The following is an 11,957-nucleotide window of genomic DNA, read 5'->3' as shown; positions in this document are numbered from 1 at the left end:
CTCGCGGATCGCGGAAGTAACAACGAATTACCCAGGAGGCTGGACCATGGCACGGTTCCGCGGGCTGTTCCTGTCAGCCCTCGTGCTGCTGCTCCTGCCGGCGACTGCGTCGGCGCAGGACGACAACAAGCACACCAAAGAGGCGACGAAGCATATCGGGCTGGCCATGACGCGCCAGGACGATGCCGAGCGCCAGGAGATGTACCGTCAGGCACTCACGGCGCTCGAGCAGGGCATGGCCGAGGAGCCCAACCATGCCAAGACGTGGTACCTCGCCGGCGCCGTCTACGCCGCGCTGGGCCAGTTCTCGGAGGCGGACGCCGCATTCGACAAGGCGCTGGAGCTGTACCCGGCCTACGAGGCGGAGCTGTCAGCCGAGCGTGAGCAGGCGTGGATCCACGCGTTCAATGCCGGCGTGACGGCGATGGACCAGGGCGACAACGCTGCTGCGATCGCAGCGCTGGAGGCCGCGAACGAGCTGTACGACCAGCGTCCCGAGGCGTTCCTCAACCTGGGCAGCCTGTACGCCAACTCGGGGGAGACCGCCAAGGCGGTCGAGGCGCTGCAGAAGGCGCACGCGATCGTCACCGGCCCCATGCTGGAGCAGGTGAACGAGGAGACCAGGGCGCAGTGGGCGAGCTACGCGGAGATGGCGAAGATGAACATCGCGCAGCTCAGCGGCCAGGCCGGGATCGAGGCCTTCCAGGCCGAGGAGTACGAGCAGGCAGCGGAGATGTTCAAGGCTGCGGCCGAGCAGAACCCGCACTCGCGCGATTTCCGTTACAACTACGTGCAGGCGCTGTTCGCGAGCGTGCAGTCGCTCGAGGAGGAGCTCGACAGCGCGCGCGCGAAGCAGCAGACGGCCGACGTGGAGCGGCTCGAGAACGAGCTGCGGCCGATGTATCCGCAGGTCATTGCGGCAGTCGAGAGCGTGCAGCAGATCGATCCCAACAACGAGATGCTGTACATCATCGCCGCGCGCGCGCACCGCATGAACGGGCTGCTGTCCGACGATGCCGCGGCGCAGAAGGCGGGTCAGGACAAGGCGCTCGAGCTGCTCACGCAGCGCGAGGCGCTGCCGGTCTACCTCGATCAGCTCGCGATCCGGACCGGCGATGCCGGTGCAGTGGTGTCGGGAATGCTGACGAACGCCGGCGCGACCGAGGGCGCTTCGCTCGTGATCCACATGACGCTCATCGGCATGGAGGGTCAGACGATCGGTGAGGGCGACATCACGGTGACTGCACCGGCCGATGGCGCATCCGTGGAGTTCCAGGGAACGATCCCGGTGGAGGGCGACATCGCGGGCTGGAAGTACGAGGTCCGCGGATAGCTTCGCCGGACTCTGATAGAGTTCAACCACAGAGCAATGCAGAGGGCCGGCGGGAGATCGAAACTCCCGCCGGCCCTCTGTGGTTGAACGCTGCTCGTCCGACTAGAACAGTCCGAACTTCAATCCCAGCATCCCGAACGCGTCGTGCCTGCCGAACGAGTCGTTGCCCTCGTTCGAGATGAAGTCCGTCACCTCGACCACGAGTCCGACCGGCCCGAGCGAGATGTCGGCACCGACCCCGACGTGCAGGGTGAAGTCGCTCTGGTCCTCCGGAAATGCGTCCGCGGCTCCGTCGGTTTCCCAGTCGTAGTCGGTCCGCTTGAGGCCGGCGCCTGCCAGCAGGTACGGCTGTACGACGATGAGCCGGGGCAGCGGGCGCAGCACGACGTCGGCAGCGACCGCAAGCACGCTACCCTCGCCGATCTCCCCCTCGAGGCCGGGGTCGCTCACGTCCTCGACATTGACCGTGGCGCCCGACGCGTAGGCCAGGCTGCCTCGCAGCCAGCCGAGCTCGACATTGAGGCCCAGGCCGAGCGCCGCTTCCTTGTCGACTGTGACCTCCTCGGCGCCCTCCCGCAGGTCGTGGATGTCGTTGCCGGGAATGTACCCGCCGATCAGCGGGGTAACGGTCAGCCGGCCCTGCGCCTGCACCGGCGTCGCCATCGCGAGTGCGAGCAGCGGCACGGCAAACAGCGAGGCATGTCGAATCCGCATATCTCCTCCCTTCAAGGTGCTGCGCCTCACCGGAGACGCTGCAGGGGTACGCGTCGGATGCACGCCGCGTTCCCTCGCCTTGTGCCTGAGCAGCGTCGGCGTGTAACCTGAACCAGCAGATGGCACCTCCCGCTCCCCCGGCCCGGACGTCCCACATGCGACGCTTTCCCGTTCTGTTCCCTGCCCTCGCTGCCTGTGTCACGTCAGCCGCCTGTGAACGCGGAGCCGCAGATGCGCCGCCGCCGCTGGCCGGGCCGGTTGTGCTGACCACGCCTGCAGCACCGGGCAGTGCGGAGCCGAACCTCAGCACGGGGCCGGATGGACGGGTGCACCTGTCATGGCTCGAGCCGTCCGACAGCGCCTGGATGCTGCGCTTCTCGGTTCTCGAGGACGGCACCTGGTCGCCGCCGCGCACCATCGCGAGCGGTGCGGACTGGTTCGTCAACTGGGCCGACTTCCCGTCCATGATCCAGCTCGGCGACGGCTCACTGGTCGCGCACTGGCTGCAGCGCAACGGCGCCGGCACCTACGCCTACGGCGTGCGCATCGCGCGCTCGACGGATGGCGGCGAAACGTGGAGCACGCCCGTGACGCCGCACGACAGCACGCCCGCCGAGCACGGGTTCGTGAGCCTGTACGACGCCGGCGCCGGGAACGTCGGCGCGGTGTGGCTCGACGGCCGCCGCTACGCGGCGGGGGACGAGGTCATGACGCTGCGGCACGCGGTGGTAGCGCCGGACGGCTCGCTGGGCGGCGAGCACGAGATCGACGCGCGCGTCTGCGACTGCTGCCAGACCAGCGTGGTGCAGAGCGACGGACGTTTGCTGGTGTTCTACCGCGACCGCTCCGAACAGGAGCTGCGCGACATCGGCGTGGCCACCCTCGAGGACAGTGCGTGGGGTCAGCCCGTGACGCTGCACGACGACGGCTGGCAGATCGATGCCTGCCCCGTGAACGGGCCACAGGCGGACGCACGGGGAAGCAGCGTCGCCATCGCGTGGTTCACCGCAGCCCAGGAGGAGCCGCGCGTCAATGTCGCGTTTTCGAGTGATGGCGGCCGTACGTTCAGCGCGCCCGTGCGCGTGGACGACGGCGCGCCCGCAGGCCGTGTCGACCTGCTCATGGCGGAGGACGGGAGTGCGATCGTGAGCTGGCTGGAACGGGTGGAGGGCGCGGCCGAAGTGCGCCTGCGGCACGTTGTCCCCGGGGGCGGGATGTCGCGGCCGCTCACGGTGAGCCGCACGGGCGCCGAGCGGGCAAGCGGTTTCCCCCGCATGGCGTTCTCCGGCTCGGACGTGGTCCTGGCGTGGACCGCCGCAGGTGGCGCGGCCGCGGCGGACGGAGCTTCCACGGTGGTGCACACCGCCCGCGTCGAGCTGCCCGCGGCGACCGGCGGGCGCTGAGCGCAACGGGTCTCACGCACGCCTTTCGAACGCCCTGAGCTATTCGTAGCGCAGGGCGATGATGGGATCCAGGCGTGCCGCGCGGCGAGCCGGCCATATTCCGAAGAACACGCCGACCGCTCCGGCGAAGCCGAACGCCAGCATCACTGCGGCCGGCGCAACGGCCACGTTCCAGGCAAGCAGCCGTTCCGTCATACGGGCAGCGCCCACGCCGAGGGCGATACCCAGCGCCCCGCCAGCCAGGCAGAGCACGAGCGCCTCGACGAGAAACTGGAGCATGATGTCGCGACGCCGTGCGCCGAGTGCCTTCCGCACGCCGATCTCCCGCGTGCGCTCCGTGACGGACACCAGCATGATGTTCATGATGCCGATGCCGCCGACGAGCAGAGAGATCGCGGCGATGCCGGCGAGCAGCATCGTGAAGGTCTGGGTTGCCTCGCTGAGCGTGGACAGCAGCGTCGTCTGGTTGCGCACCGTGAAATCGCTGGGCTCGCCCGGCTGGATGCGGTGCTCGCGACGGAGCTTTGCGTCGATCTCCGCGACCGCGGCATTCATCGCGGACTCGCTCGTCGCCTGCACCAGGATACTGCTCACGCGATCATCACCGAACAGCCGGAACTGGGCGGTGGAGAGCGGCACGTAGATGGTCTCGTCCGGATTCATCCAGCCCTGCTCGCCCTTTTCGGCGAGGATGCCGATGACCTCGAACGGGATGCCGCGGATGCGGAGGGTGCGACCGAGCAGCGCGTCCGTTGCGATGTTCAGTCGTTCACCGACCCGGGCACCCACCACTGCGACGCGCCGGCGCCCGCGCTCCTCGCCGACCGAAAAGAGACGGCCGCGCGCGAGCGCGTGGTTCTGGATCTCGAAGTAGGCGGGCCAGATGCCGAGCACCGTGTTGCTCGCATTCGCGCCCTCGAACGCGATCTGCTGACGGCGCTGCATCTCGGGCGAGACGGAGCGAATGCTGCGCGGCTCGGTGAGCAGAGAGGTCGCGTCGTCCTGCGTCATGCGATTCTCGCCCCGATCGATGCCGCCGAACATCTGCTGCCCGGGCCGGACCGTCAGCACGTTCGCACCGAGGGAGGCGAGCTGACCTTCCACCTGGCGCTGCGCACCTTCGCCGAGCGCGACCATGGTGATCACCGCTGCAATGCCGATGATCACGCCGAGCATGGTCAGGAACGAGCGCATCTTGTTCGCGCGGATCGCCGAGAGTGCGACCCCGATCGTTTCGCCGATCAGCATGGCTGCCTCAACGCCGGGGGCCGCCCGAGCCGCCGGGAAACGGACCGCTCGTCCGCTCGCGCACTCGATTCTCGAATTCCGCCTGCTGCGCCTGCAGCCGCGCGACGGACATGAGGATCACGCTGTCACCCTCCTCGAGGCCGCTGACGACTTCCGTGTTGTCCCAGTCGTTGACGCCGAGCATCACGCGCCGCGCCTCGATGCCACCGGGTGTCGAAACGAACACGAAGCCGGGACGCACGTCACCGGTGCTGCCGCGTCCGGTCTGCGCCATCGCGCCGCCCGAGCGACCGCGGCAGGCACGCAGCTGTGTGCGTTCGGCCTCGGTCAGCACCTGCGGTCCGCCGGCTGCGCGCATCTTCTCGAGCAGTGCGGAACACTCGTCCGCATCGGCGCTGCCGGCCGTGGGCGAAGCTGCTGGATCCGTGGCCGACTGCGCGCCGCGCTCGCGCTGCTGCGTTGCGGCGGGGGTTGCTGGCTGCGCGTTGTCGGCGCGGGATCCGTTCGGCGCTGCGCCGCCGCGCATCTGCTGCCGTACCGCATCCACATCGAGACCGAGCACTTCTGCGGCGGCAGCCAGGTCGCGCGGTCCGACAATGGCCGAATTGGGCACGAGCAGGACGCCGGAGCGATCTGCGATACGCACCTCCACGTCCGCGTTCATGCCCGGCTTGAGCAGGCCCTCGCGATTGTCGAGTCGCACGAGCACGGGGAACATCGTGACGTTCTGCTCGATCACGGCCTGCGGCTCGATCTTCAGCACCTGCCCATTGAAGGCGCGGTCCGGGTACGCTTCCACGCGCACGACCACGTTCAGCCCGGGCCGGATGCGACCGAGGTCGGTCTCGTCGACCAGCGCGCGCACCTGCATCTCGTTCAGATCCGCCATGGTCAGCAGCGTGGTGCCACCCGAAATGTTCTGGCTGGCGGACGCGATGATCTGCCCGATCTCGATCGTTTCGGCGATGACGGTCCCGTTGATGGGTGCGCGGATGGTCACGTCGTTGAGCCGCTCGCGCGCGAGCTGCAGGTTCGTCTGCGCCTTGATGAACTGCGCCCTCGCATTCGCCTCGTCGAGTGCCGCGGCCTCGTATTCCTGTTCCGTGACCACGTTGGCGGCACGCAGCTCCTCGGCGCGCTTGCGCTGCGCCTCTGAGGTAGCGAGTCGCGCACGCGCCACCTCGAGGTCGGCATCCGCCTGGTCGTACGCGTTGCGGACGTCGCGTGGGTCGATCCGGACCAGGAGCTGGCCTGCCTGCACGACATCACCGGTCTCGATGAGGATCTCCCTGATCTCACCGGACGCCTTGGACTTCACCTCGACCAGCCGGATCGGTTCGATCTGGCCGGCCGCTTCCGCCGTGACGGTCAGGTCACCGCGCGTGACCGGCGCGGCCTCCGTCACACTGCTCACGCCACCCTCGCTCGCCTCGGTGCCATTGCATGCCAGGAGCACGCAACCGAACAGCGGCAGCGCCGCCGCGCGCACGGCACCATTCACCCGCTCGATCACAGAACGCCTCCGGTTGACTCAGCGACGGGCGGAGCCCAGCTCCGCTCGTCGCGCTCGATGACACCATCCTTCAGGAAGATCTGCCGCCGCGCGTGCTGGGCGATGTCGAGCTCGTGCGTGACGAGCACGATCGTCTGCCCCTGCTCGTGCAGCGTTTCGAACAGCGCCATGATCTCCGCGCCGGTCTGCGAGTCGAGGTTGCCCGTCGGCTCGTCCGCCAGGAGGATCGCGGGATCATTGATCAGCGCCCGCGCGATCGCGACACGCTGCCGCTGTCCGCCGGACAGCTCGCTCGGGCGGTGCGTCATGCGGTCGCCGAGGCCGACGCGCTCCAGCATCCGCGCGGCTCGCTCGCGCCGGTCCTTTGCGCCCACACCCGCGTAGACGAGAGGCAGCTCGACGTTGTGCAGGGCCGTCGCGCGAGGGAGCAGGTTGAACGTCTGGAAGACGAACCCGATCTCGCGGTTGCGGATCCGGGCGAGATCGTCGTCGGTGAGCTGCGAGACGGCCTGGCCGTTCAGCCAGTACTCGCCGCCGCTCGGCGTGTCCAGGCAGCCGATCAGGTTCATCAGCGTGGACTTGCCGGAGCCCGACGGGCCCATGATCGCGATGTACTCGTTGCGGTGCACCACGAGGTCGACGCCACGCAGCGCGTGCACGGTCTCGGCGCCGAGGATGTAGTCCTTGGTGAGCCGATCGATGCGGATGACCTCGTCGGCCTGACCGGCGGCGGTGCTCACAGCTCCCTCCCGACCAGGGCTTCCAGCTGCGCACGCGCGATCAGGTAATCGTAGCGCGCGTTGACCAGCGCCTGCTCCGCTTCGACCAGCGCGGTCTGCGACTGCAGCAGATCGATGCTGGTCGCCGCACCGAGACGGTAGCGCTCCTCCACCACCCGGAGATCCTCGGCCGCAACATCGACGGCCTCGGCCGCGAGCACGATCTGCTCCTCGGCGAGCCGCAGGCTGGTGAGCACGCCCTCGAGGTCCGCGCGGGCCTGCCGGCGGGACGCGTCGAGCTGGATGCGACTGACGTTCGCCTGCACGCTCGCCCGCTGCACCGCGTCCTCGCGGCCGAAGCCGTTGAAGAGCGGGTAGGACAGGGAAAGGCGCGTGCTCCAGCTCGTGCGGCCGCCGTTGAAGGAGGCGTCCTGGTTGAACCAGTCGTATCCCCCGCTCGCGCGCAGCGTCGGGAAATACTGCGTGCGCGCCGAGCGCAGGCCCGCATCACTGGCGGCAACATCCGCTTCCGCCGTCTGCACCGCCGGCGACTGCTGCTCGACCAGCTCGACGAGCTCCGCATCCGAGAGCGCGAGATCCGCCGGGCCGGGCTCCTCGCCTGGTTGCGCTGCCACCGGACCGTCCGCGCCGATGACGGCGCCGAGCGCGTACGTCGCGGCGCGACGCTGCGACTGCGCCTGCAGCAGGGCCTGGCGAGCCTGGTTCGCCTCGAGCCGCGCGCGAAGCACGTCCGAGCGCGTGCCGGAGCCCACCTGCATGCGACGCTGCGCGGCTTCCTCCGACTGCTGCGCGCGCGTGACGCGCGCCTCCGCCACGCGGATCAACTCATCGGCGCGACGAACGTCGAAAAACGACTGCTTGGCCTGGAGCGCCACGGCAAAGCGCTGCTCGATGACCGACGCGAGTGCCGCATCGGTGCTGGCGCGCGCCTGGCGCAACTGCGCACCGCGCCGTCCCGCAGTGAACAGATCGACCGACGCCGAGAGGCCCGCGCTGTAGCTGTCGCTGGATCCGCTGACGGTCGTGTTCGTCTGGGGATTGAAGCGCTCCGTGCTCGCGAGCGACGCACCCGAGCTGAACGACAGGTTCGGCAGGAACGAGCCGATCTGGACGCGCTCCGCCGAGCGCGACGTCGTGACGGCGCCGAGCCGCTGCGCAAGAGCCGGACTGTGCTGCTGCGCCAGCTCGACCGCCTGCGCGAGGGTCACGGTCGGCTCCTGCGTTGCCGGCGACGTCGGCTGCCGGGATGTGGTCTGGGGCGGAGGCTGCTGCGCCGCGGCGGAGCCAGCGGCGCCGAGAGTGCCGGCCGCCACCAGGGCGACCAGCGCGCGCCGCGACATCGCGGCGCACGAAGTGGGGGTCATGCTACTGCTTCTCCTGCAGCTTCTTGCAGGCCTCTTCCTGTCGTTCGCGCTTGGCACGACGCTCCGCGCGCCGACGATCAGCCTCTGCCCGCTGCTCAGGCGTGAGTACGTTGCGGATCTCGGCCCGCGCCGAGTCCACGATCTGCTCCATGCGCGGACCGTTCTCCGCCCAGAAGAGATCCATCTGCTGCTTGCGCGCTCCCAGAATGGCGTCGATGCGCTCCTTCTGGGATGGGTCCACGCCGAGGCTCTCGTAGTAGTTGCTGCGGTTGCGATCGTGGTCCTCACACTCGGGCTCATCCGCCTGCGCGGTATCGCCGCGCCCGGCGAGCTGTGCAACCGAGTATCCGCCGAGCCCGCCCACCGCAAAGGTCGCAGCGAGCAGCAGCGCTCCGGCAAAACGCAGCCTGCCGGCTCCGTTCGCGACCATCATCGTGCATCTCCGATCAATGCCATCTCCAGATCGCCGACGGTCGGGTCGCGCTCCTCGTCGATCCATTGAAGTGCCGGCTCGGCCACACCGAGCTGGTGCGCCACGCCCTGGCTCGCCGAGGGTGCCGTATCGCGGACCGCCTGCAGCAGTGCGCCGGTCGCGAGCACGCCGACCACCGCGGCCGCGGCGAGGGCAGGCCGCCACCACTGGCCCAGCACGACGAGCACGCCGTCGCGACTGGCGCGGCGCGCGAGCTCCGGCGCCGCAGCCCTCATGATCGCGCGGACCCGTGCTTCGAAGCGGTCGGCGTCCAGCGAAAGGGCGCTCAGATCAATCCGATCGGGCTCCATCAGCCCTCCTTTTCCTGTTCCGGCAGCAGCCGCACGCGCAGTGCGCGGCGTGCCTGAAAGAGATGGTGGCGCACCGTGCCCTCCGGCATCCCCAGCAGCTCACCGATCTCGCGATGCTTCCACTCCTCGAGATCGTGCAGGAGCACGATCTGACGCTGATGCTCGGGCAGCGTATCGAGCGCGGCGGAAAGGCGGTCACGCAGCGCCGCACGCTCGGCGTCACGCCCCGGGTTGTCGGTGCCGGCCGCATCCACCGCCCACTCGAGCGGTGCCGCAGCGCGCACGCGCTGCTTGCGCAGCGCGCTCAGCGCGCGGTTCCGCACGATCCGGAGCAGCCAGGCGCCGAATCGGTGTGGCTCGGCAAGCCTGTCGAGCTGCTGCAGCGCGGCGACGAATGAATCCTGGCAGACGTCGTCCGCGTCCGCCGGATCGCGGAGCACGGCAACGGCGACGGCGTGGGCGGCGCCGAGATGCCGGCGGACGAGCTCCTCGAACGCGGAGCCGTCACCGGCGCGGGCGCGAGCGACCAGTCCGGCATCGCCTTCCGTCTTGGCCTGCATTATCGACGCGCCAGCCCTGTTGAACGTTGGAATCGAGCGCGGCGGGAAGGTACGCCGCAGCCAGCGTCAGACACCGGGGCGGGCCGGGGCGTTCCAGTGTCTGCCCCGGTGCGGGTAAGCGGGAGGGTCAGGTTCCGCGGGTGGTCACTTCGATGACACCGCCCACGTGACCGGTGCCGTAACGCGTGGTCGCATCGCTGGCGCTCAGGAAGCGGATCTCGCGCAGGTCCATGCTGCGCATGCCCCGCAGTACGTCCGGGCTGCCGTAGCGGACACCATTCACGTACACCACCGGCATGCTCGAGCCCGGGTCCTGGATGGACGTCTGACCGCGGCCCTGCAGGAAGTGCGGTCGCAGCTGCTGCACCACCTCGTAGGCGGTGCTGACGTTGACCGACTCGATCTCCTGCTGAGTGATCACGTTGCGCGAGCTGAGCGAACGGGGGCTGCCGCTCGAGGCGCAGGCCCCGACGAACAGGGCGAGCAGCACGAGGTAGGGTATCCGCCGCATCATCGGATGCCTCCGGTAGGGGTTTCCGCGATGATACGACTGCGGTCGCGTCCGCCGCAACAAGAATGTGCCCGCGGCAGTCGGCCCGCGCGTTGCGGCGCACCATGCTTCCGATGTACGGTTCCCTTCCACCACATCCAGGCGAACGGCACCGCGCGCTGCAGCGCGTCGCCGCCGCCGCTCAGCACGCCGGAGACACTCATGCGCCTGCACCGCCGCAGCACAGCCGCAGCCCTGCTCCTGCTCGCCGCCAGCAGTCCGGCCGCCCACGCACAGCGCCCCTCCGCGGACGCGCTCAAACGTGAGGTCGCGAACGAAGTTGCGGGCATGGAGAAGCTGTCGCAGGAGATCGTCGACATGGTGTTCTCGCTGGGTGAGCTCGGCTTCCAGGAGCTGGAGACGGCCGACTACCTGACGGGCATCCTCGAGCGCGAAGGCTTCACGATCGAACGCGGCTGTGCCGGCATGCCGACGTGCTACGTGGCGACATTCCGCCACGGGAACGGCGGGCCCGTGATCGGGATCATGGGCGACATCGACGGATTGCCCGAGACCTCGCAGAAGCCGGGCATCCCCTGGCACGAACCGCTGATCGAGGGTGGTCCGGGTCACGGCGAGGGACACAACAGCGCCCCGGCGGTGGACCTCGTCGCCGCCATCGCGACCAGCCGGATCATGAAGAAGCACGACATCCCGGGCGAGATCCGCGTGATCCCCGGTGTCGCCGAGGAGCTGGTCGCGAGCCGCACCTACATGGTGAACGCCGGGATGTTCGAGGACATGGACTTCATGCTGTCTACGCACGTCTCGAGCAACATGTCGACGACGTGGGGCATCAGCGGGTCCGGCCTCGTGTCGACGATGTTCACCTTCAGCGGCCGCTCCGCACACAGCGCGGGCTCTCCGTGGGCCGGCCGGAGCGCACTCGACGCGGTGGAGCTGATGAACGTCGGCTGGAACTTCCGCCGCGAGCACCTGCGTCTGCACCAGCGCTCGCACTACATCATCGCGAACGGCGGCAGCCAGCCCAACGTCGTGCCCTCCGAGGCGAGCGTCTGGTACTACTTCCGGGAGCTGGACTACCCGCGCATCCGTGAGCTGCACGAGCTCGGTCGGACCATGGCGAACGCGGCCGCTGCAATGACGTCGACGGAAATGACCGAGCGCGTGCTCGGCGCCGCCTGGCCGCAGAACTACAGCAAGCCGCTCGCGGAAGCGATGCACGCCAACATCGTCGCCGTCGGAATGCCCGAGTGGAGCGCAGCGGACATCGCCCTGGCAAAGGCGGCCCAACGGGAGCTGGAGCGCGACACCGTCGGGCTGCACACGAGCGTGCCCGATTCACTGCGGGAAGCCGACCAGGGCATGGGCGGCGGCAGCGACGACATCGCCGAGGTGTCATGGGTCGTCCCGACCGTGCGACTGCGCTACCCCGCGAACATACCGGGCATGACCGGCCACCACTGGTCGAGCGGCATCGCCATGGCCACGCCGATCGCGCACAAGGGCTCCAACTACGGCGCGCGCGTCGTCGCACGCACTGCCGTCGACCTCCTCGTCGATGAACAGCTGCGGCAGGAGACACAGCGCTGGTTCGAGGAAGTGCAGACGAAGGACTACCAGTGGGAGTCGCTCATCCCGCTGGATACGCCGCCGCCCGTGCACCTCAACACCGAACGGATGGCCGGCTACAGGGATCAGCTCGAGCCGCTGCGCTACGACCCGTCAAAGTACGAGACGTATCTGGAGCAGCTGGGAGTGGAGTACCCGACGGTCCGGCGACCCTGA

General features: G+C 69.1%; 12 protein-coding genes. 3 read left to right on the top strand and 9 right to left on the bottom strand.

The window, feature by feature from the left end; genetic code table 11:
* The first annotated feature begins 46 nt into the window (after window positions 1-46).
* Window positions 47-1,333 carry a tetratricopeptide repeat protein gene (locus tag VFU06_02585; GenBank protein HEU5208275.1) on the top strand — a complete coding sequence of 429 codons (1,287 nt, stop codon included), beginning with the start codon at window positions 47-49 and terminating at the stop codon, window positions 1,331-1,333.
* 102 nt (window positions 1,334-1,435) lie between these two features.
* Here VFU06_02585 and VFU06_02580 read toward each other — a convergent pair whose 3' ends face one another.
* On the bottom strand, window positions 1,436-2,047 hold the full coding sequence (locus tag VFU06_02580) for a hypothetical protein (GenBank protein HEU5208274.1): 612 nt from the start codon (window positions 2,045-2,047) through the stop codon (window positions 1,436-1,438).
* A 155-nt stretch (window positions 2,048-2,202) separates the two neighbouring features.
* On the opposite strand from VFU06_02580, the gene VFU06_02575 reads away from it, so the two are divergent.
* A complete protein-coding gene (locus tag VFU06_02575; GenBank protein HEU5208273.1) occupies window positions 2,203-3,450 on the top strand; it encodes a sialidase family protein in 1,248 nt (415 codons plus the stop codon).
* Window positions 3,451-3,489: 39 nt separating this feature from the next.
* Here the strand turns inward: VFU06_02575 and VFU06_02570 are convergent, their stop codons facing one another.
* From VFU06_02570 to VFU06_02535, 8 genes are all read right to left on the bottom strand, one after another.
* Window positions 3,490-4,698: an ABC transporter permease gene (locus VFU06_02570; protein ID HEU5208272.1), complete on the bottom strand. Its 1,209-nt coding sequence runs from the start codon at window positions 4,696-4,698 to the stop codon at window positions 3,490-3,492.
* Between the two features lie 7 nt (window positions 4,699-4,705).
* On the bottom strand, window positions 4,706-6,211 hold the full coding sequence (locus tag VFU06_02565; GenBank protein HEU5208271.1) for an efflux RND transporter periplasmic adaptor subunit: 1,506 nt from the start codon (window positions 6,209-6,211) through the stop codon (window positions 4,706-4,708).
* Window positions 6,208-6,951 carry an ABC transporter ATP-binding protein gene (locus VFU06_02560; protein HEU5208270.1) on the bottom strand — a complete coding sequence of 248 codons (744 nt, stop codon included), beginning with the start codon at window positions 6,949-6,951 and terminating at the stop codon, window positions 6,208-6,210. Before VFU06_02560 ends, VFU06_02565 begins: the two co-directional genes overlap by 4 nt.
* Window positions 6,948-8,315 carry a TolC family protein gene (locus tag VFU06_02555; GenBank protein ID HEU5208269.1) on the bottom strand — a complete coding sequence of 456 codons (1,368 nt, stop codon included), beginning with the start codon at window positions 8,313-8,315 and terminating at the stop codon, window positions 6,948-6,950. Before VFU06_02555 ends, VFU06_02560 begins: the two co-directional genes overlap by 4 nt.
* A 1-nt stretch (window position 8,316) precedes the next feature.
* Window positions 8,317-8,748 (bottom strand): hypothetical protein, encoded by a 432-nt coding sequence (locus VFU06_02550; GenBank protein ID HEU5208268.1) that lies wholly within the window; start codon window positions 8,746-8,748, stop codon window positions 8,317-8,319.
* On the bottom strand, window positions 8,745-9,098 hold the full coding sequence (locus tag VFU06_02545) for a hypothetical protein (protein ID HEU5208267.1): 354 nt from the start codon (window positions 9,096-9,098) through the stop codon (window positions 8,745-8,747). Before VFU06_02545 ends, VFU06_02550 begins: the two co-directional genes overlap by 4 nt.
* Window positions 9,098-9,658, bottom strand: coding sequence for a sigma-70 family RNA polymerase sigma factor (locus VFU06_02540; GenBank protein HEU5208266.1), 561 nt, complete (start codon window positions 9,656-9,658; stop codon window positions 9,098-9,100). Before VFU06_02540 ends, VFU06_02545 begins: the two co-directional genes overlap by 1 nt.
* Window positions 9,659-9,785: 127 nt before the next feature.
* Window positions 9,786-10,172, bottom strand: a complete 387-nt coding sequence (locus VFU06_02535; GenBank protein HEU5208265.1) for a TonB-dependent receptor plug domain-containing protein — start codon at window positions 10,170-10,172, stop codon at window positions 9,786-9,788.
* A 198-nt stretch (window positions 10,173-10,370) separates the two neighbouring features.
* On the opposite strand from VFU06_02535, the gene VFU06_02530 reads away from it, so the two are divergent.
* Window positions 10,371-11,957, top strand: coding sequence for an amidohydrolase (locus VFU06_02530; protein HEU5208264.1), 1,587 nt, complete (start codon window positions 10,371-10,373; stop codon window positions 11,955-11,957).

The organism is Longimicrobiales bacterium (genome assembly GCA_035764935.1).
Lineage (GTDB): Bacteria > Gemmatimonadota > Gemmatimonadetes > Longimicrobiales > RSA9 > DASTYK01.
This window is presented reverse-complemented; position numbering and strand designations above follow the sequence as displayed.